The sequence below is a fragment of the Spirosoma sp. KNUC1025 genome (assembly GCF_045160025.1).
Lineage (GTDB): Bacteria > Bacteroidota > Bacteroidia > Cytophagales > Spirosomataceae > Spirosoma.
In genome coordinates, this window is the sequence record NZ_CP087139.1 from 674,763 (window position 1) to 694,590 (window position 19,828).

Below are 19,828 nucleotides of genomic sequence, written 5' to 3' on the forward strand. Positions count from 1 at the left end.
ATCATTCAGCACACTTGTTGAATAACGCTTATGTTAAACAAGCTCAAGACCTTGTAACTGCTGATCTATAAACGCCAGCTCATTGCTGGAAAGCGTAATTGCAATAGCCCTGGCATTTTGAATAGCCTGTTCAGCATTCCGGGCACCGACCAGAGCCGCCGTTATACCCGGCTGTTCGATGGTCCAGCGGATAACCAGTTGGCTTAAACTGGCATTTTTTTCATCAGCTAACGGCTTAAGTCGCTCCAGAAACTCGTCAGTTTTTATAATATTCTCCTGTTTAAAGAAACGATACGTTGCCCGGTGGTCACCATCGGCAAATTGATGGCCTGGCTTTATTTTGCCGGTTAGCAAACCCCGTTCCATTGGGCTATAGGCCAGAATACCTTTTTTATTCGCAACGCAATACGGTACTAACGTTTCATTAATAGCCTGATTCAGCATACTAAACGGCACCTGATTAGAAGCTAGCTTCACAACGGTTTCGGCCTGTTGCATCTGCGCTACGTTGTAATTACTGACTCCTGCCTGCCGCACCTTTCCCTGCTCAATCAATCGCAGCACGGCCTCCATACTTTCTTCTATAGGCGTGGTTTTATCGGGCCAGTGCATCTGATACAGGTCGATGTAGTCGGTTCCCAGCCGCTTCAGGCTGTCTTCACATTCTTTTATAATGCTCTCCTTGCCGGAATATCTATAAACATCAATCGGGTTTCCTGCGTTATCCTGACTTTTAAACGCTAGATCGCCCTGTGCTAAATCCCAGCGCATACCGTACTTCGTCAGAATCTGAACTTTATCGCGGGGTAACCCTTTTATAGCTTCACCAACAATCTCTTCACTCGTCCCCTGGCCATAAATTGGGGCTGTATCAATGGATGTTACCCCCAAATCGTAAGAAGCTTTAATCGCATTAACGGCGTCTTTCCGCTCGGTACCACCCCACATCCACCCACCAGCGGCCCATGCACCAAACGTAATAGCGGAAATCTGTAAATCTGACTCTCCAAGTTGTCTGTATTCCATAAATTCGGCTAAAAAGTTGAAATCCTTTAGTAATAAGGAATACAAGCTTTTTTTGTTCGTTAAATTATAAGGATATCTCACCAATTTTGACGGCTCGTAACGACAGCACTGGTGTAAGGCACTAACTCACTACTCAGGGCGTTTTTTTCTCATGTTCTCTTTATTTTTCTGGTCTGCGTGGAGCCGAGTTTACCGACTGGCCTACGTAGGAAGTCTAGGCGTATTCATTATCAGTTTAATTCTGTTTGCCACTGCCTGGTATCGGGGTTTGGCAAATGTTGTCCGTTGGGACGTACTAAGTGAGTTAAATGAACTTCCTGTTACGTTTCATACCTTTTCCGATGGCCTTCTTGATTATGCCGTAACTGGTAAAGCCTATGCTGTTTCCGAGCAGTTTGTGGCGGGAGCCATGCAGGTCCACCCGAACGTAGCCATTGCCTTTCTGCTTGGCATAGGCATTGCGTTTGTGCTGATAATGAGCGCCATTACTCGTTTCGACCGGGTTCGCTATCTGGTCAGTATGGCCGTTCTGATCCTTGGATTGGCTTTCTTCCGGTGGGAAATGCTTGAAATTCCTGGACTGGGGAGCAACTACGTATTTCTTTTGTTAGCCTTTCTGTTTGGGTCACTGAGCTATTATTTCCACGCATTCCGCTCCGACTATCCGATTGTAATTCGACTTGGCGCATTTGGTTTACTGACGCTTCTTACGGCCTTTGGGCTGGGTACTTTGTCGCCCGTGAAGTTTCCTGCTTTCATTGTAGTGAGTTATGGAATGCCCGTATTGCTGGTATTTAGTACGGGATTCATTTTCTTCATTGCTGCCGAGATCATTGCTGGATTAGTTTGGCTTACGACTATTGGGCGTTCTGAAGAAGCCAACACACAACCCGGTTCACGACGCCCACTGGGCATCAATAACTTTCTGTTTATCAGCGGGCTTTATCTACTAAATCTGGCGCTGATCTGGCTCAAAAACACGAAATCGATCGATTGGGACGTACTGGCAATCAGCCCATTTTTGCTTTACCTGATCTCCGTCACGATTGGTATCTGGGGATTCCGGCGCCTGATCCAGCAACAGGATGCCGTTTCTTTCCGTGATTCCGGCGCTTTTCTGTACGCTGGGCTGGCACTGCTTACCACTCTTACAATGGCATATGCCTTTGCCACCGCCAACGACCCATTAGTAGAAATGTTCGAAGATGTGATCGTCTACACCCACTTGGCGATGGGTCTTGTTTTTGTGGCCTACGTACTGATCAACTTCTGGCCGATCTACCAGCAGAACCGGCCTGTTTATCGGATTCTGTACAAACCCAAACGACTCGAACTGAGCCTATTTCGAATTGTTGCCGTCGTTGTATTTCTTGTTCTACTTGCTTCTGGCGGCCTGATTACGTTTCGACAGAGCCTGGCTGGTTATTACAACGGGCTTGGTGATTACTACCTGTTAAGCAATGAGTCGGCCTCAGCGAACGCGTTCTATCAACAGGCAATTGAGCAGGAATTCCAGAACCATAAATCAAATTATTCGCTGGCAACACTGGCGTTGGCTCAGAATAACCAGACGGCTGCAGCTTTTTATTTTCAGCAGGCTTTATTAAAGCAACCGCAGCCTCACGATTACGCCGGATTGAGCCAGACGTATTTGCAGACAAATCTTTTTTTTGAAGCCATAAAAATTCTACAACGCGGAATCCGGGCGTTTCCCAAAAATGGGGAATTGCAAAACAATCTGGGGTATCTCTATAGCCGGACAAGCGTCGCCGATTCGGCTTATTATTACCTTAAATCGGCAACAGGTTTCGCCGATCAGTCAGAAATACCCGAGTCAAACCTGCTTTCGTTTTATGCCCGTCATCCGAACGTATTAGCAGCTGATTCGACCCTTGCCAAAGACGTATCAAAGTTTACCTACGAATCGTATCAGGCGAATGCGCTGGCACTTCGGTTAGCGGCTCAGACCGATACAGCCCAGCCCAATCGGCCGGAGTGGCTGGCAGGTGAAGCTGCAAAACAGGGCTTAAGCGTAGGCCGATTTGCCAGTTTATATAACTACGCCCTGGCCAATCAACGGAATGACTCTACGTTGACCAATACCCTACAGCGCCTGTCAGCAGACCCGGCCAACCAGGATTTCACTGACGATCTACTGCTGGCACGGGCCGCGGCTGAGTATACTCGCTACAATCATCCGGTAGCCTTTAATCTCATAAGTCAGCTAGCCGAAGGAGACCAGCAAAACGGCGATGCCTACCGCTCGATTGCGGGTCTATGGCTCATTGAGCAAGGGTTATATCGCCGTGCGGCCGAAACGTTCGGGTATAATGCCGATACGACCTCGATGTATTACCGGGCTATAGCGCTGACGAAAGCTCATGACCCTGTTTTAGCGCAATCGTTTTGGGAAACAGCCGCCAAAACGGATCCGGCCGTAAACGCACTCAAACAAGTTTATTATCAGGAACGTAAACCCCAGACCGATCTTGAGAAAGCCTTTTATGCGACGTACCGGACCGACGACCCGAACCGGGGCGCTTATTGGGAAACGATTCAGGAACCAAGCCTGAAAACGGTGGCGGGTGTGGCGCTAACGAATGATTTTCTCGATCAGTTGCAGTGGCGTAATGCACAGTTGGTATTGGCCGGGCTCCCGATTCGGTGCAGATTAGCCCCGTTGCCACATCGCTGAAAAACGTAGCGGCAATCCGTTTATCTGCATTTCGACGTAGCGTCGGATCAGCCGAAACGATGGCGAAGAAATATATTTTGCCCAACTACTACGCCGAACGTGATTATTGGCTAGGGCAGGCGTACGAACGGACGCACCGGGTAAAGCAGGCTCGACTAGCATATCAGCGGGCTTTGCAACTGGCTCCTCTGAACGCTCAGATCACGGCTTCGGCGGCACAATTTGAACAGCAACAGAAGCAAATAAAGAAAGCGTACGATCTGGTCTTGACGGCTTTACCATTCAACGAAGACAATGGCGAACTGCTCAAAACCTATGTTACGTTGTGTCTGGAATTGAGCCTGACCGATTATGCAGCCAACGGACTTGAAAAACTTCGTGTGGCCACCACACCAGCCGATTATCAGGCGTTTCTGGTAACTTATCAGGAAAAACTGGCGTCAATCGAAAACAGCCGCCAAAAATTCGTACAATAAGCTAGCTTTGCTTATAACCTAAACAAACGGTGTGGTATGAGCCGAAGATTAAACTGGGTAAAAGAGGCTTTTAGTCGCGATCTTAGCATCATTCAGGATGGTCAGGTTATTGGGGGCATGCATCGCGGTGTGTTTAGCCAGGATGTGGAAGCTCATCTGAACACGACTCGTTTAAAATTCGACGTAACGGGGTTTCTGATCCATTCCGTCAATATCCACGATCTAAATGCTAACGACCAGATTATTGGTCAGATCGAGTTTCATTTTGGCAAACGGGCTGAACTCAAGCTGGCGTCGGGCGAAATTTTTCTCTGGAAACGCCATAACGTACTGATGCGCGAATGGGATATGATTCAGGAAAAAACCGACGGATCATCTGAAAAAGAGTTGATCAATTATGATTTGACCCGCCAATTTTTCGAAGATCATGGGGATATTACGGTTCATGAAGACCAGCTAACCCCTGCTCTTGAAATTGTTATATTAACTGGTTTGTTCATCAGAAACTATTTTCAACGTCGTCGGCGAATGGCCGCAGCTGCTGCCGCCGGGGTAGCCTCCAGATAGTCAACTACCTATGAATATCATCGAAACCCGAAATATCGCCAAACGCTACGTAATGGGAACCGAAGTAGTAGACGCGCTCAAATCGATAACCATCAGTATCCAGAAAGGAGAATACGTAGCGTTTATGGGTCCGTCGGGTTCGGGCAAGTCTACGCTGATGAATATTGTCGGATGCCTCGATTCACCAACTTCAGGCCAGTATATTCTGAATAATCAGGACGTAAGCCGGATGGGCGAAAACGAACTGGCCGAAGTACGGAATAAGGAAATTGGGTTTGTATTTCAGACCTTCAACTTACTACCCCGCCAAACTTCACTGGAGAATGTAGCCTTACCGCTTATCTATGCGGGTTACAACAAAGCCGACCGCACCGAGAAGGCCATGCTTGCCCTCAAAAACGTTGGTCTGGAAAATCGGGCCGGACACCGCCCCAACGAATTGTCGGGTGGTCAGCGGCAACGTGTAGCTGTGGCGCGGGCGCTGGTCAATGATCCAAGTATTCTGCTCGCCGATGAACCAACGGGTAACCTCGATAGTAAAACCTCCTACGAAATCATGGATCTCTTCGATCAGATTCACAGTAAAGGCAATACGGTTATCATGGTAACTCACGAGGAAGACATTGCCGAATATGCACACCGGATCATTCGGCTGCGGGACGGACTTATTGAATCGGACCGCTTAAATACCAACATTCGCAAGGCTCAGCCACTGATACAGTCCTTAGAGTAAATACCCAAAGCGGGATATAGGCAAATTGTTATATTTAAGCCCAGCTTAACCTTATCCATCATTTGCTCTATGTTGCGCACAGTTTTACTTTCACTTCTTGCCATTCTGGTTGTCATTCAATTTTTCCGACCGGAGAAAAACCAGGCTGAAGGCCTATCATCAAACGACATTTCAACGAAGTACGCTGTGCCGAATAACGTTCACAGCGTTTTGAGACGAGCCTGTTTTGATTGTCATTCCAATAGTACAACCTATCCCTGGTACGATAATATTCAACCCGTAGCCTGGTGGCTGAACCATCATATTGAGGAAGGGAAAGAAGAGCTTAATTTTTCCGAGTTCGCTACGTATTCACCCAAAAAAGCGCGTCATAAACTCGAAGAAGTAGGAGAAGCTGTTACAGACGGCTGGATGCCGCTGGGTTCCTATCTCTGGATTCATAACGATGCCAAGCTAACTCCAGAAGAAGCTAAACTGATTGCCAATTGGGCTAGTGGGCTACGCAAACAAATTCAGGTTCCGGCTGGCGAGGAAGAAGAACATCACGAAGGCCATTGAGGTATAATTTATCAACACTCGATTTGTTTGTCCATTTATAAAGTATAAGCACATGCCGGGTGATACCTGTCAGGTAGTATTCAGCGTTTGGCCCAACAAAATCAGTAAATTCATCAAAAAAGGTCTCGTCAACCGGGACCTTTTTTTGATGAATTTATCTGTTAATCGATTCTTTACGCTTTCAAATTAATTTTCTTGCCCGTTTCAGCAGCCTGGTAGATTGCCTGTAATAATCGAACATCACGCAGACCTTCTTCACCCGTGACATGGTCTGGAAGTTTTTTACCATCAAGCAGATCTTTGCAGACACCATCCATATGTGCAGCCTGGTGGTTTACAACCGGTTGTTCGATAGGTCCTTTACTGGTACGTCCTTTAAGTGGGCCATACCCGAAAGCAGGGGCTAACTCAAACCATCCTTTCTCACAGGAAGCATAAAGCCGCTCAACACCGGCGGCATAGCTGGTTGTCGAATTTGAAACGGCTCCACTCGGAAATTCAAATTGCCAGAACATCGTTTCCTCGACATCCTTGAATTTTTGTGGGTCTGTTTTTGGGGCGAATTGGGCCGTCACCGAAATAGGCTCCTCACCTGTTACGTAGCGCGCTCCCTGCACGGCATAAATACCCACATCCATGAGCGGACCTCCACCGGCCATGCTTTTCTTCAAACGCCATTGATTTGGATCACCGCTCCGAAAACCATCGCTACTTTCTACGAATTTGACCGCGCCAAACACTTTTTCCTGACCAAGGCGCATCACTTCTTTTGTAAATGGCTCGTAGTGAAGCCGGTAACCAATAGCTAGCTGTTTATTTGCTTTCTTACAGGCGTCGATCATATTTTGGCAGGCTTTTGGCGTAATAGCCATCGGCTTTTCGCAGATAACGTGCTTACCAGCCTGAGCTGCCCGAACAACGAACTCTTCGTGCATTGAGTTGGGCAGTACTACGTACACGACATCGATATCCTTGTTATCGGCAATCCGATCGAAGGTTTTATAATCGTAAACGTTGGTCTTCGGAATGTTGTATTTCTTCATCCACTCCTCGGCTTTTGAGGGCGTACCCGTCACAATGCCAGCCAACCGACAGTTTTGAGTCTGTTGCAGAGCCGGAGCGAGCAGGTTCGCGCTGTAATAGCCTAAGCCCACTAATGCAATACCTAACTTACGGCCTGGCTGACCTAACTCATGCCTGTTTCCATCTGTCAGTAAGGTATAAAGACCGTTGTATTCATTCTGAACGTATTGCGTATCGGCATAACCGAGAGCGGGGAGTGAAAAAGCTGATGCGCCTACGCCCAGGTTACGTAGAAAATCCCTTCTAGAATTGGATTGATTGTTTTTCATGAATAGGCAGTTGTTGAACTCTGTAGATGCGATAAGTACGGAGTGTATAAAAAAGTAGCGAAGCTGGCTTTTCTACCAGCTTCGCTACCAACATGTTTACTATCTGAAAAAAGATTTAGGCGATTCCGATCTGAATCTCAGTAAGGCAGTTCTCCGGGTTTACCAGGTCAACAACAGTATACACCTCCCGAACATAGCCATCGTTCTGATAACCTTCCCGATAAAACTGCCCAAATAAGGCATCATATAGCGCGCCAAAATCGCTCCAGGGCCCTTTGTGGGTATACGTAGCGCACCGAAACGAGGGAAAAACGTTATAGGAAAACTCGTCGGACGGTTCGCCCGCCTGCCCAACAGGCAAAGCAATTTCCAGCTGAAATTCATTGGTTTCATCGCCATTCACTCCTGTATAAATCCATTGGATAGGGCCGGTAACTGAAAGCTTGAGCCGGTTAGCTTCCTGAAGCAGGCTTTCGGCTACACCCGGAGCATGTTGTGCAAGCGTACGTAACGTAGCACGTGTAGAAAAAGTAAGTGCGGTAAAAGGCTGCGTCTCTTTAACGACTAACGCATTTTCTGGAATCGACAGTTGTGTTGTCATGTTTTGTTGGGGTTGCTGAAGAACGTAACAAAGGTCGTATCCAGTAGTGACAGCCGTATGTCAGCAGGGTTTTCTAAAAAAACAAACGAGCCAACCTTTTGGGCTGGCTCGCGAAATTTAGCTGTTGATGGTACTTAGAAAATGTATTTATTCTCGGAAATGATAGCGTCGGCAATCTGACGACGGGCATCTTTCAGGTTCATAGGTTCAATTTTCGTAAACCGCTTCAAACCCATCAGCATACCCCGTAGTTCGTCACCTTCTGCAAAGGACGTAATGGCGGCACGGCCAGCGTTATTCACCTTCTCAACGGCTTCATGCAGATAAACCAGAGCCATCTGTTTTTGTAGGGCAACGGCTTCTTCACCTTTAATGCCAATCAGTTTTTCAACTCGTAGCAACACCGATTCAGCCGCGTAGATTTCGATAGCCATATCGGCTACGTTCATCAGAATCTCCTGCTCATCAGAAAGCGTCATCATGAATTTCTGCACGGCGGCTCCAGATACCATTAAAGCAGCTTTCTTCAGATTTTTCAGCACTTTCTTTTCAGCAATAAAGATGCCTTCCTCTTCTTCCGAATTGAAGTCGGGAATCGACATGATCTCTTTTGCTACAGCCATCGCTGGCGTCATCAAATCCAGTTCACCTTTCATGGCACGCTTTAGCAGCATATCCACGATCAGCATCCGGTTGATTTCGTTTGTGCCTTCAAAAATGCGGTTGATGCGAGCATCACGGTACGAACGATCCATCGGCGCATCGGCCGAATAACCCATGCCGCCATAAATCTGGACGCCTTCATCCACTACGTAATCCAGCACTTCAGAACCATGAACTTTCATGATAGCGCACTCAATAGCAAACTGCTCCAGCGCTTTCAACTTGGCAGCACCGTCTTCAATACCCTCCGCCTTGAGGTCTTCGATCAGATCATCGATATTCTGACCGGCCCGATACGAAGCCGTTTCGGAGGCATATACTTTCAGCGCCATTTCAGCCAGTTTGTGCTTGATAGCCCCAAATTGAGAGATGGGCGTTTTGAACTGCTTACGCTCGTTTGAATAACGGATTGCGTTGTTGATAACCTCCTTAGAGCCACCAATAGCCGCAATACCTAATTTAATCCGCCCTATATTCAGGATATTTACCGCGATCTTGAATCCATTACCTCTGTCGGATAATAGATTTTCGACGGGTACTTTCACATCATTGAAGAAAATCTGACGCGTATCGGAGCCCTTAATACCCATCTTATGCTCCGGTTCGTTCATGGTGATTCCTTCGTAACCACGCTCAACGATAAAAGCTGACAGGTTTTTATCAGTCTGGCCACCTTCGTCGATTTTAGCGAAAACGATATATATATCGGCAAAACCTCCGTTCGTGATCCACATCTTCTGACCATTCAGCACGTAGTATTTCCCATCATCGGTCAGTACCGCCTTCGTTTTACCAGAGTTGGCATCCGAACCCGAATCAGGCTCTGTCAGACAGTACGCTGCTTTCCATTCGCCACTCGCCAGTTTCGGGAGGTACGTCGATTTTTGATCTTCGTTACCGTAATAAACGATGGGTAAAGTGCCGATACCCGTATGCGCCGATAGCGCAACCGAGAACGAGTGACCCGCGCCAGTCGTTTCAGCTACCAGCATCGACGTATTGAAGTTGGTACCGAAACCACCGTATTGCTCAGGTACCGACGTACCCAGTAGCCCTAATTCTCCGGCTTTGTCCATCAACGATGAAATCAGCTCGGGTGATTTCGCATTATCAATCTCGTTCAGCCGTGGCCATATTTCACGTTCCAGAAATTCACGGCAGGTAGCCGCGATCATCTGTTGTTCTTCTGTAAACTCTTCAGGAATAAAGACTTGAGAGGCATCTGTTTCTTTGATCAGAAACTCACCACCTTTAATCGAAGCTTTTGGTTCTGTACCAATCATCTTTTGAGGAGTTTGTTATGCTTGCATACTAATTCGTTAACAAAGAACGTCATTATAAAAATAGTATGCAAGCATACTAATAATATTTTAACCGACTGCCTACAGAAATTTCTGCAAAAAAAAGCTTCCTGAAAATACGTTAGTTTCAGGAAGCTCAAATTCATGCTAAAACCCTTTAATTCAGTCGTTCAAAGATTCCGGCAACCCCCTGTCCACCCCCTACGCAGGCGGACACCATCCCATATTTTTGGTTACGGCGTCGCATCTCGTTCAGAAGCTGTACAGACAGTCGGGCTCCGGTTGAGCCGAGCGCATGCCCCAGCGCAATAGCGCCACCATTCGGATTAATTCGGCTACGATCCAATCCTAACTCCTGGATAACCGCAAGTGACTGAGCAGCAAAAGCTTCGTTGAGTTCGATCTGCTCAATATCATCCTGTTTCAATCCGGCTTTTTTGAGCGCAATCGGAATAGCCGCTACTGGACCAATACCCATGATTTTTGGCTCAACGCCAGCTGTTGCGTAAGATACCATCCGGGCAATTGGCTGTAAATTCAATTCGTTTACCAAGCGCTCGGACATAACGATAACGAAAGCGGCCCCATCCGAGGTTTGCGACGAGTTACCAGCCGTTACTGACCCACCGGCGGCAAATACGGGTTTTAGTTTTGCCAGACCGTCTGCACTGGTGTCCTTACGAGGGCCTTCATCCTGCGTTACGGTCCAGTCACGTGTTTTTTTCTTACCGCTTTCTGAATCGAAATAGGTTTCGCTAACCTTGATGGGCACAATTTCGTCGGTGAATTTTCCCTCTTTCTGGGCGGCCAGCGCTTTGACGTGCGATTCCAGCGCAAATTCGTCCTGTGCATCGCGGCTAATTTTAAACTGCTGCGCGACTTGCTCGGCAGTCAGTCCCATGCCAATATAATAATCAGGATGTGTTTTCGCGATTTCATAGTTGAGCGCCGTTTTCCAACCCATCACCGGTACCAGCGACATCGATTCCGTTCCGCCAGCAATGATGCAGTCGGCTAAGCCGGCATGAATTTTTGCGGAGGCAATAGCAATTGCTTCCAGACCTGAACCACAATAGCGATTGATGGTCATTCCCGGTACGCTGTTAGGTAATGACAGTAAGGCAATATACCGGGCAATTTGCATACCCTGTTCCGCTTCGGGTACAGCATTCCCAACGATCAGATCCTCAACCTGAGCCGGATCGAGGTTGGGAACTTGACCTAACAAATGTTTAATAACTTCAGCCGCCATATCGTCGGGGCGGGTAAAACGAAGCCCTCCCCGTGGTGCCTTGCCCACAGCCGTACGGTATCCGGCTACAATGTATGCATCCATAACAGTTATGTTGATTACTGACTAAGCAGAAAATTCACAATAATAACCCTTTAATTAAAGGAATAATTACAATACCTAAAATTATTATGCAAGCATACTATTTTTCTGGGAAACGACAATAACGTACTAAGGATTTACCTGGCGTTTGAAAAAATTCAGTGCTTCCAGATACACATTGATGTCGTTTGGATAGTCGTGATGGCCGCCGATAACTTTCAGCAACGTAACTTCTGGCTTTCCCTTTTCCTTGTATGTATAGCGTTCGATTGTCTTTTTATCAGTTGGATCTGTGTCGGGTAATGATTCTTTTACAGGCGGCTTCGTATACCCTGCCAACGTAGCCCAGTACTGGAATGTCCGTTCAGTCGAACGTACTAATCCCATGCTGATCTTTCCCGTTATTACTTCGCCACCCTCGTATGGATTGGTTGTATCGTCGGTGCCATTTACGATCATTACGGGAAGAGCTACCTTTTTTTCGATGCAGTCCATATTGCTGGTGTCAGGCAGACTTGCAATCAGTGCTGTGACTGCCCGCAACTTTTCGGGCATAGTCAGCGCAAGTTTATACGCCATATGCCCCCCACCCGACGTACCAACAGCAAACACACGATCTGTATTGACCAGGTATTTTCTATCGAAGTAGGTGATCATTCCTTCGAAAAAAGCATTCTCATTAATATTCTCCAGGTTAGCCGGCGAATTGGCTGTTTTCCGGCATTCATTCCAGTATCGTTTGTAGCCATCCGGATAGACCAGGACCAAATTTTCATTGTCAATTTTTTCCTCCAGCTTACCTGCGCCTTTGCGAGTACCTAACCCATCGCCACCAGAGCCGTGCAGAATAAAAATAAGCATAGCGTTTGGCTTCGACGATTTGACAAAGTGAAAGGTCCGATAATGGCCTTCCACCAGAATAGAATCCGTTAATAACTCTTTTTGCGCTGTTGCAATCTTTACACCAAAAAAGGTAAAACACAGGAATAGCAGAAATCGGTATCGCATAAGTTCGAATGGGTTGAGGGTAAACAGATATTAATTACAAAAAAGCCGCTCACTGAGCGGCTTAATTAGATGTCAATGAAATACATACAGCCAACAGATCAGAAATGGCGATCTCCGGCTTCCCGCTTACCCAGCATTACGGCGCCAACCATGGCTACCAGAAAGAGCACAGACGCTAGTTCAAAAGGCAGGATGTAATCGTTATACAGTAATCGGCCTAAGTTTTCGACAAGACCCGTTTTTGCGTCGAATGGTGTCTGGCTACTGACTGTTGGTACCTGAGCACTTTTTGCCCGGAAAATTGTAATCAGCATCACCATCAATACGCCCCCAACAACCACGGATATCATTTTAGTCAGGTTTGTTTTCGACTCTTCATCTTCTTTGCGCAAATTCAGAAACATGATCGTGAAGAGAAAAAGCACCATGATAGCTCCTGCATACACAATAATATTTACGGCTGCCAGAAACTGAGCATTAAGCAATACGTAATGACCTGATAGACAGAAGAACGTAGCAATGAGCGCCAAAACGCTGTAGATCGGGTTCCGAGCTGTAACAACACCGATGGCGCTAAACAGCGTAACAGCTGTTAAAGCCAGAAACAAATAACCGGTAGGCGTCAGGGTTTTAAAGAAATTAAGTGTCTCAGTCATAAATTCGATGTCATTTTTGCCATCAAGAGTCGTTACTATTCATACCTGCCGATTCGACAGGAGATGATTCAATGCTCGGAAATGGTCGTTTTTACTACGTAGCGGCCCGCGTCAGACTCGGTTCGGTTGGTGTTGTTTTTACTTCAGTATTGTTAGATCGTACGTATCGGTCGTCCATTTTTTCAACGAGTCGGTCTTTCCCGTAAATAACCTCGTCGCGTTCCTGGAAAACGGGTACCATACGGTCGTGACGCAGATATACCGCCTGCTTTGGACAAGCTTCTTCGCATAGACCGCAGAATATGCAGCGTAGCATATTGATCTCATACACAGCCGCATATTTCTCTTCTCGATACAGGTTCTCTTCGCCTTTTTTACGTTCGGCAGCTATCATCGAAATAGCTTCTGCCGGACAGGCAACAGCACATAATCCGCAGGCAGTGCACCGTTCGCGCCCTTGCTCGTCGCGTTTAAGCACGTGGTGACCACGGTAAATTGGCCCTAGGTAGCGTTTTACTTCAGGGTATTGAATCGTCGGCTTTTTCCGGAAAAAGTGGCTGATTGTGATGGCCAGGCCGCTCAAAACGGCGGGCAGGTACATCTTCTCTGCCAGCGTCATTTCCTTATTGCTGACTTGTTTTGAGCGGTTCGTTAGTTGCATTCTCTTTAGTTAACGGTTTCTGTTTACAACACTCTCGGTCGACTAACCGCCTATTGTAAACCATAAACGGTTTAAACACTTTGCTGCGGGGCAATCTCACGCTTGGGAGCGCGACTCGTTGACATTACGGCCAACACAATCATTACGACGGCAATCAGCCAGCTCGCATATTTGAAGTTATACAGCAAACCTGCGCCTGTAATCACTACGTTTAGTATAGCCAGCGGAATGAATGTTTTCCAGCCTAAATTCATCAACTGATCATAACGGAAACGGGGCAACGTCCACCGAACCCACATGAAAAAGAAAATAAAAAAGAAGATCTTTCCAAAGAAAACGATCAGGCTAATAACCGTAGCAATATTATGGCCCGTTACGGGTCCCAGCGAGTTTTCCAGGGCACCATTTACCAGACTCATAAATGGATAATGGAAGCCGCCGAAGTACAGGGCTGAAATAAAGGCCGATGACACGAACATGTTAATGTATTCGGCAAACAGGTAAAAGCCAAGCTTCATAGAACTGTACTCCGTGTGATAACCACCAACAAGCTCTGTTTCACACTCAGGCAAATCGAAGGGCGTACGGTTGCATTCAGCAAAAGCGCAGGTCAGAAAAATAACGAAGCCGAGTGGCTGTGTAAAGACATTCCATTCAAAGAAGCTAGCCTGCTCATTAATAATAGCACGCAATGATAATGAACCTGTCATCATCAGGATTGCGATTAGTGATAACCCAAGCGCAATTTCATAGCTGATATTCTGCGACGCAGCCCGGATAGCGCCCAAAAGAGAAAACTTATTATTGGAAGCCCAGCCACCCACCATGATGCCATAAACACCTAAGGATACAACCCCAAAGATGTAAAGAACACCAATATTAATCTCGATGGCCTGAAACGGTACGTCATAATTAATATTATTCCAGGCAAAGCGGATACTGTCGCTAAACGGGATAACAGCACTCGACATCAGGGCTGTTAACATAGCCAAGCACGGGCCAAGAATAAATAGCCACTTGCTGGCCTGGGAAGGAATAAAGTCTTCTTTAAAGAACATTTTACCCGCATCGGCAATGGGTTGAAGCAGTCCCCATGGGCCTGCCCGGTTTGGTCCAATCCGGTCCTGCAAAAAAGCCGCCACCTTTCGCTCAGCGTAGGTAGAATAAGCTGCAATACCAAGTGTTACCGCGAATATGATGAGGATAATTAATCCTTTTACGGTCAATATGGTTAAGTCCATTTTCTGAGTTGTAAGGTTGTAAAGTCAACCAATAAGATCGTTCGGGTAAAAGCAGAGTAACTTAATAATTCGTTGCTCCACTCCCTATAACTATTTAAGGCTCGGGTTCCAATGCGGAAGGCAGTACCTTGGCAAAGCGCTCCGGCGCTAACTGCTGAATACCCAACTGCGACGTATCGCGCTCATCATCAATTTCCTTGTATTCGGCAGCAGCCAATCGTTGACCAAAACTAGGTTTAATAGTATCCGCCCGGTATTTGTTGGCCGAAATTACCGAACTACGCGATATTTTCGTTGGCCCTTCAATGACCCAATCACTGGTTTTCTTTTTCTCGAAGCGGCACGTATTGCAAATGAATTCTTCCACTTCATTCCATTCGTTTTTACGAGCCGTCACCCGGATGACGTCATCGCCCCGATACCAGAGCGTAACTTTACCTGAGCAGGTTGGACAATCGCGGTGAGCGTCAACCGGTTTGGTAAACCACACACGGTTTTTGAAACGATACGTCTTATCGGTCAAAGCGCCAACCGGGCATACATCAATGACGTTTCCGGAAAAATCGTTGTCAATCGCTTTCTCGATATACGTTCCGATTTCGGACGCATCTCCGCGGCCAAGCACCCCATGTACACGCTTATTTGTGATCTGATCAGCTGTATACACACAACGGTAGCATAAAATGCATCGCGTCATATGCAGTTGGATGTAAGGGCCAATATCCTGCTTTTCGAAGGTCCGGCGTTCTTCCTCATAGCGAGTTGTGGCCTTTCCGTGATCGAACGCAAAGTTTTGAAGATCGCACTCACCGGCCTGATCGCAAACCGGACAATCGAGTGGGTGATTTAATAACAGAAACTCGACTACGCCGTTACGAGCGTCGATAACCTGTGGGCTTGTTTCATTTTCGACGATCATACCGTCCTGCACAGCCGTCAGGCAGGATGCCACAAGCTTAGGCATTGGGCGTGGATCTTTAGTTGACCCGGCCGCAACCCGAACCAAACAGGCCCGGCATTTTCCACCGCTTCCTTTAAGCGGCTGGTAGTAACACATAGCCGGTGGAGCCACCGCAGGACCGATCTTACGAGCAGCCTGCAAAATGGTAGTACCCGGCTCTACCTCAACTTCTATTCCGTCAATCGTGACTTTTAATAATTGCGGCTTTACGTCTTCCATATAGCGTAGTGCGGTTATTCACCGCAACTCAATTTAGTAGTTAGCACGGCTTTTCAGCCATATTGCATTACACTAAGGCCATTTCGCCCCGATAAACGGCACCCGGTTGTGTAGCTTCGGCAGGGTGATCAATATGCCACTGAAACTCCTCGCGGAAATGGCGTATAGCGCTGGCAACCGGCCAGGCAGCAGCATCACCAAGCGGGCAAATGGTATTCCCTTCAATTTTTTTAGAAACGTCGACCAGCAAATCGATATCCTGTTGATGGCCATGGCCGTACTCGATGCGATGCAGAACTTTCTCCATCCAGCCCGTTCCTTCCCGACAGGGACTGCACTGCCCGCAGGATTCGTGGTGGTAGAACCGCGAAAAATTCCACGTATTTCGCACAATACAGGATGTTTCGTCGAACACGATGAAGCCGCCTGAGCCTAGCATAGTTCCCGTTGCAAAACCGCCATCCGACAACGATTCGTATGACATCAGACGCTTCTCGCCATTAGCCAGGGTTAATGCCAGATTAGCCGGTAAGATGGGAACAGATGAACCGCCAGCAACCAGCGCTTTGAATTTGTGACCAGTACGGATACCACCGCACCATTCATCAGCATAGATAAAATCTTCAACCGGCACGCCAAGCTCAATTTCGTAGACGCCGGGCTTATTAATATGTCCAGACGCTGAGATCAGCTTAGTACCTGTACTTCGGCCAATACCAATAGCGGCATAAGCATCACCACCATTATTAACAATCCACGCCGTTGTAGCGATCGACTCAACGTTATTCACAACGGTTGGGCATTGATATAAACCTTTTACAGCGGGGAACGGTGGTTTATTACGTGGGTTACCCCGTTTTCCTTCCAATGATTCAAGAAGTGCCGTTTCTTCACCACAGATATAAGCACCACCTCCAGGCTGAACCACCAACTCAAGGTCATAACCGCTACCCAAAATATTTTTCCCCAAAAAGCCTTTTGCCTTTGCTTCAGCAATGGCTTTTTCGAGGATGTGGATTACGTACATCAACTCACCACGTACGTAGATGAAGGACTTATTGGCACCCAGTGCAAACGATGAAATAATCATACCCTCAATCAGCAGATGGGGAATGTTCTTCATCAGGTAATGGTCTTTGAACGTACCGGGCTCCGATTCGTCGGCATTGCAGACCAGGTAACGGGGAACGCCTTCAGGTTTGGCCAGAAAGCTCCATTTCATACCCATTGGGAAACCGGCCCCGCCCCGTCCGCGAACGCCTGCCTTTTTTACTTCCTCAACAATGGCTTCGGGCGTCATTGTCTTTAAGGCTTTTTCAACAGCCGTATAGCCACCCTGCTTCCGATACACATCGAAGCTTTCGATGCCGGGAACATTAATATGCTCAGTTAATATCTTTGTAGCCATTGTGCGTTATTTCGATAACTCGTCAATGATTTCGTCGACGCGCTCATTGGTTAGGTTCATGTAGTATTTCTCCCGAATCTGGAATACAGGTCCCATACCACAAGCGGCCAGACATTCTACTTCTTTGAGGGTGAACTGCCCATCTACGGTTGTTTGTCCGGCATCAATGCCTAACCGTTGTTTCAGGTGCGCATACACTTCCTCCCCCCATTAAGCAACAAGGTCCTGTGCGGCAGTACTCAATAACATGCTTACCAACCGGATCGAGGTGGTACATGGTATAGAACGTTGCCACTTCATATACCTCAATTGGCTGAATATCCAGCATCCGGGCAACGTAATCCATTCCTTCCGGGCTTGTCCAACCCTCCTGCTCCTGCAACAGGTGGAGCAGCGGCAATAAAGCTGATTTTTGTTTGCCTTCAGGGTAGCGGGCAATAATTTCCTTTGCTTTGGTCTGACGCTCAGGCGTGAATTGTACAGCAGAATTATTTGTCTCTGATGTCATAAGTTTCGGCAGGTTTTATGCGTCCAGCTCACCGGCAATTACGTTCATGCTACTCATAATCACAATGGCGTCAGACAACGTCAGGCCTTTACACATTTCTGGATAAGCCTGGTAATAAATGAAACATGGACGACGGAAATGCAACCGGTAAGGCGCACGACCACCATCACTAATCAGGTAGAAGCCCAACTCCCCATTTCCACCCTCAACGGCATGATACACTTCACCGACCGGGGCATCAATTTCGCCCATCACAATTTTAAAGTGATAGATGAGCGCTTCCATATTTTTATAAACTTCCTCCTTTGGAGGCAAATAATACTGAGGAGCATCAGCGTAGTGAGAACCTTCAGGAAGATTATCGATAGCCTGCTGAATAATTCTCAGACTTTGCCACATCTCCTCGTTCCGAACCATAAACCGGTCGTATGTATCCCCACTTTGTCCGACAGGAATATCGAATTCAAAATCTTCGTACGATGAGTAGGGATTCATGACCCGTACGTCGTAATCGACACCGGCTGCCCGCAGGTTTGGTCCCGTAAAACCGTAGCTCAGCGCCCGTTCTGCGGAGATACCGCCGACACCGATTACACGATCCATGAAAATGCGGTTGCGGTTGAATAAATTTTCAAACTCACGTAACACTTTCGGGAAACGTACCAGTAATTCCTTGATCTTGCGAATAGCCGTTGGAGAAAGATCGCGCTCCATACCGCCAATGCGGCCCATATTCGTTGTCAGGCGGGCACCACAGACTTCCTCATAAATTTCATAGATGTTTTCCCGCTCCTGGTATATGTATAAAAAGCCGGTAAAAGCACCTGTATCTACACCCAGAATACCGTTGCAAATCAGGTGATCGGCCAGTCGGGCCAATTCCATCATAATGACGCGGATGTATTGGGCTCTCTTTGGAATCTCAATACCCAGCAATTTTTCTACCGTCATGTGCCATCCCATGTTGTTGATGGGCGACGAGCAGTAGTTCATCCGGTCAGTTAGCGTCGTTATCTGGTAAAACGGGCGACGTTCCGCTATTTTCTCAAACGCCCGGTGAATGTAGCCGATAGTCTGTTCGCCCGACACAATCTTTTCCCCGTCCATTTGCAGTACGTTCTGGAAAATACCATGTGTTGCGGGGTGCGTTGGGCCGAGGTTAAGCGTGGTTAGCTCATTGACGTACTGTACCGGACCTTGTTCGGCTGGTAAGTTTTTATTAGCTATGTCGAGTTCTTCAGAAACCATATTTAAAGAGCGAAAAAGCGAAAGAGTAAAAAAGTGGCAAGGCTTGGTCGCTTAGTCACTCGTTCGCTCTTTCACCAGTATTTATCGTCCAAACAAAGCGTCAATTTTATCTTCCCGTGTAGAATCTTCAAGAGGATACTCTTTGCGCATTGGGTGGTAATCCATTTCCTCCATATTCAATATCCGACGCAAATCCGGGTGACCATCGAAGATAATGCCGAACAAATCAAACGTTTCGCGCTCCATCCAGTTTGCACTGGCAAAAAGGCTAATCAACGTTGGAATGTGAACGTCATCGGCAGTTAGGTAAACCTTCACCCGCAATCGAAGATTATTTGTCAGGCTATGCAAGTGATATACAACACAAAATTCCCTGCCGACTGAATCAGGATAATGAATGGCCGTAATATCTGTCAGAAAGCCAACCTGTAAAGTTGCGTGGTTTTTCAGGAATGTGACTAGCGGAATAATCTGCTCACGGCTGGTTGAGAACGTCAACAGATTATAAGGGTCATCGAAGTCGGTAACGGCCTCGCCAAACTGGTTGATAATTGTCTGCGCAACTTCTTCGTTGGTCAGCATTGTCAATTCGTGAATGAGTGAATAACGAATG

The 19,828-nt window shown here is 47.1% G+C and carries 18 protein-coding genes and 1 pseudogene; 5 read left to right on the top strand and 14 right to left on the bottom strand.

Annotated features, from left to right (window positions below):
• Positions 1 to 33 precede the first annotated feature (33 nt).
• Positions 34 to 1,026 carry an aldo/keto reductase gene (locus LN737_RS02970; protein WP_405516078.1) on the bottom strand — a complete coding sequence of 331 codons (993 nt, stop codon included), beginning with the start codon at positions 1,024 to 1,026 and terminating at the stop codon, positions 34 to 36.
• A 151-nt stretch (positions 1,027 to 1,177) separates the two neighbouring features.
• Between LN737_RS02970 and LN737_RS02975 the strand changes: the two genes are divergently transcribed.
• The 5 genes from LN737_RS02975 to LN737_RS02995 all read left to right on the top strand — a co-directional run bounded on the left by LN737_RS02975 (position 1,178) and on the right by LN737_RS02995 (position 6,055).
• Complete coding sequence (locus LN737_RS02975; protein ID WP_405516079.1) at positions 1,178 to 3,721, top strand: M48 family metallopeptidase; 2,544 nt, start codon at positions 1,178 to 1,180, stop codon at positions 3,719 to 3,721.
• Positions 3,691 to 4,197 (top strand): hypothetical protein, encoded by a 507-nt coding sequence (locus LN737_RS02980; protein WP_405516083.1) that lies wholly within the window; start codon positions 3,691 to 3,693, stop codon positions 4,195 to 4,197. Before LN737_RS02975 ends, LN737_RS02980 begins: the two co-directional genes overlap by 31 nt.
• A 36-nt stretch (positions 4,198 to 4,233) precedes the next feature.
• The gene (locus tag LN737_RS02985) at positions 4,234 to 4,764 is read left to right on the top strand and encodes a hypothetical protein (RefSeq protein ID WP_405516085.1); all 531 of its coding nucleotides are present in this window, start codon (positions 4,234 to 4,236) and stop codon (positions 4,762 to 4,764) included.
• Positions 4,765 to 4,774: 10 nt separating this feature from the next.
• The gene (locus LN737_RS02990) at positions 4,775 to 5,497 is read left to right on the top strand and encodes an ABC transporter ATP-binding protein (RefSeq protein ID WP_405516087.1); all 723 of its coding nucleotides are present in this window, start codon (positions 4,775 to 4,777) and stop codon (positions 5,495 to 5,497) included.
• Positions 5,498 to 5,566: 69 nt separating this feature from the next.
• Positions 5,567 to 6,055 (top strand): heme-binding domain-containing protein, encoded by a 489-nt coding sequence (locus LN737_RS02995; RefSeq protein WP_405516089.1) that lies wholly within the window; start codon positions 5,567 to 5,569, stop codon positions 6,053 to 6,055.
• A 173-nt stretch (positions 6,056 to 6,228) separates the two neighbouring features.
• Here the strand turns inward: LN737_RS02995 and LN737_RS03000 are convergent, their stop codons facing one another.
• From LN737_RS03000 to LN737_RS03060, 13 genes and pseudogenes are all read right to left on the bottom strand, one after another.
• The gene (locus LN737_RS03000) at positions 6,229 to 7,407 is read right to left on the bottom strand and encodes a Gfo/Idh/MocA family protein (RefSeq protein ID WP_405516091.1); all 1,179 of its coding nucleotides are present in this window, start codon (positions 7,405 to 7,407) and stop codon (positions 6,229 to 6,231) included.
• A 115-nt stretch (positions 7,408 to 7,522) separates the two neighbouring features.
• Entirely contained in the window at positions 7,523 to 8,008 is a 486-nt protein-coding gene (locus tag LN737_RS03005; RefSeq protein ID WP_405516093.1) for a GyrI-like domain-containing protein, read from the bottom strand.
• Between the two features lie 134 nt (positions 8,009 to 8,142).
• The gene (locus LN737_RS03010; RefSeq protein ID WP_405516096.1) at positions 8,143 to 9,954 is read right to left on the bottom strand and encodes an acyl-CoA dehydrogenase family protein; all 1,812 of its coding nucleotides are present in this window, start codon (positions 9,952 to 9,954) and stop codon (positions 8,143 to 8,145) included.
• Between the two features lie 175 nt (positions 9,955 to 10,129).
• Positions 10,130 to 11,308, bottom strand: a complete 1,179-nt coding sequence (locus LN737_RS03015; protein WP_405516098.1) for an acetyl-CoA C-acyltransferase — start codon at positions 11,306 to 11,308, stop codon at positions 10,130 to 10,132.
• Positions 11,309 to 11,434: 126 nt separating this feature from the next.
• Entirely contained in the window at positions 11,435 to 12,313 is an 879-nt protein-coding gene (locus LN737_RS03020; RefSeq protein WP_405516100.1) for a PHB depolymerase family esterase, read from the bottom strand.
• 98 nt (positions 12,314 to 12,411) lie between these two features.
• Positions 12,412 to 12,969, bottom strand: coding sequence for an NADH-quinone oxidoreductase subunit J (locus LN737_RS03025; RefSeq protein WP_405516102.1), 558 nt, complete (start codon positions 12,967 to 12,969; stop codon positions 12,412 to 12,414).
• Positions 12,970 to 13,063: 94 nt separating this feature from the next.
• Positions 13,064 to 13,630: an NADH-quinone oxidoreductase subunit I gene (locus tag LN737_RS03030; RefSeq protein ID WP_405516104.1), complete on the bottom strand. Its 567-nt coding sequence runs from the start codon at positions 13,628 to 13,630 to the stop codon at positions 13,064 to 13,066.
• 71 nt (positions 13,631 to 13,701) lie between these two features.
• Complete coding sequence (gene nuoH, locus LN737_RS03035) at positions 13,702 to 14,871, bottom strand: NADH-quinone oxidoreductase subunit NuoH (RefSeq protein WP_405516107.1); 1,170 nt, start codon at positions 14,869 to 14,871, stop codon at positions 13,702 to 13,704.
• A 94-nt stretch (positions 14,872 to 14,965) separates the two neighbouring features.
• Positions 14,966 to 16,051: a 2Fe-2S iron-sulfur cluster-binding protein gene (locus tag LN737_RS03040; protein WP_405516108.1), complete on the bottom strand. Its 1,086-nt coding sequence runs from the start codon at positions 16,049 to 16,051 to the stop codon at positions 14,966 to 14,968.
• 67 nt (positions 16,052 to 16,118) lie between these two features.
• Positions 16,119 to 17,459: an NADH-quinone oxidoreductase subunit NuoF gene (gene nuoF, locus LN737_RS03045; protein ID WP_405516111.1), complete on the bottom strand. Its 1,341-nt coding sequence runs from the start codon at positions 17,457 to 17,459 to the stop codon at positions 16,119 to 16,121.
• Between the two features lie 6 nt (positions 17,460 to 17,465).
• Positions 17,466 to 17,967: pseudogene (nuoE, locus tag LN737_RS03050) on the bottom strand (NADH-quinone oxidoreductase subunit NuoE).
• A gap of 15 nt (positions 17,968 to 17,982) precedes the next feature.
• Entirely contained in the window at positions 17,983 to 19,215 is a 1,233-nt protein-coding gene (gene nuoD, locus LN737_RS03055) for an NADH dehydrogenase (quinone) subunit D (protein ID WP_405516113.1), read from the bottom strand.
• An 81-nt stretch (positions 19,216 to 19,296) separates the two neighbouring features.
• Complete coding sequence (locus LN737_RS03060) at positions 19,297 to 19,797, bottom strand: NADH-quinone oxidoreductase subunit C (protein ID WP_405516115.1); 501 nt, start codon at positions 19,795 to 19,797, stop codon at positions 19,297 to 19,299.
• Positions 19,798 to 19,828: the final 31 nt, after the last annotated feature.

What these genes read in the sequence shown, in the direction of transcription:
- LN737_RS02970 (WP_405516078.1), bottom strand. Translation starts at nt 1,026, where the DNA reads ATGGAATACAGACAACTTGGAGAGTCAGATTTACAGATTTCCGCTATT.
- LN737_RS02975 (WP_405516079.1), top strand. Translation starts at nt 1,178, where the DNA reads ATGTTCTCTTTATTTTTCTGGTCTGCGTGGAGCCGAGTTTACCGACTG.
- LN737_RS02985 (WP_405516085.1), top strand. Translation starts at nt 4,234, where the DNA reads ATGAGCCGAAGATTAAACTGGGTAAAAGAGGCTTTTAGTCGCGATCTT.
- LN737_RS02990 (WP_405516087.1), top strand. Translation starts at nt 4,775, where the DNA reads ATGAATATCATCGAAACCCGAAATATCGCCAAACGCTACGTAATGGGA.
- LN737_RS02995 (WP_405516089.1), top strand. Translation starts at nt 5,567, where the DNA reads ATGTTGCGCACAGTTTTACTTTCACTTCTTGCCATTCTGGTTGTCATT.
- LN737_RS03000 (WP_405516091.1), bottom strand. Translation starts at nt 7,407, where the DNA reads ATGAAAAACAATCAATCCAATTCTAGAAGGGATTTTCTACGTAACCTG.
- LN737_RS03005 (WP_405516093.1), bottom strand. Translation starts at nt 8,008, where the DNA reads ATGACAACACAACTGTCGATTCCAGAAAATGCGTTAGTCGTTAAAGAG.
- LN737_RS03010 (WP_405516096.1), bottom strand. Translation starts at nt 9,954, where the DNA reads ATGATTGGTACAGAACCAAAAGCTTCGATTAAAGGTGGTGAGTTTCTG.
- LN737_RS03015 (WP_405516098.1), bottom strand. Translation starts at nt 11,308, where the DNA reads ATGGATGCATACATTGTAGCCGGATACCGTACGGCTGTGGGCAAGGCA.
- LN737_RS03020 (WP_405516100.1), bottom strand. Translation starts at nt 12,313, where the DNA reads ATGCGATACCGATTTCTGCTATTCCTGTGTTTTACCTTTTTTGGTGTA.
- LN737_RS03025 (WP_405516102.1), bottom strand. Translation starts at nt 12,969, where the DNA reads ATGACTGAGACACTTAATTTCTTTAAAACCCTGACGCCTACCGGTTAT.
- LN737_RS03030 (WP_405516104.1), bottom strand. Translation starts at nt 13,630, where the DNA reads ATGCAACTAACGAACCGCTCAAAACAAGTCAGCAATAAGGAAATGACG.
- nuoH (WP_405516107.1), bottom strand. Translation starts at nt 14,871, where the DNA reads ATGGACTTAACCATATTGACCGTAAAAGGATTAATTATCCTCATCATA.
- LN737_RS03040 (WP_405516108.1), bottom strand. Translation starts at nt 16,051, where the DNA reads ATGGAAGACGTAAAGCCGCAATTATTAAAAGTCACGATTGACGGAATA.
- nuoF (WP_405516111.1), bottom strand. Translation starts at nt 17,459, where the DNA reads ATGGCTACAAAGATATTAACTGAGCATATTAATGTTCCCGGCATCGAA.
- nuoD (WP_405516113.1), bottom strand. Translation starts at nt 19,215, where the DNA reads ATGGTTTCTGAAGAACTCGACATAGCTAATAAAAACTTACCAGCCGAA.
- LN737_RS03060 (WP_405516115.1), bottom strand. Translation starts at nt 19,797, where the DNA reads ATGCTGACCAACGAAGAAGTTGCGCAGACAATTATCAACCAGTTTGGC.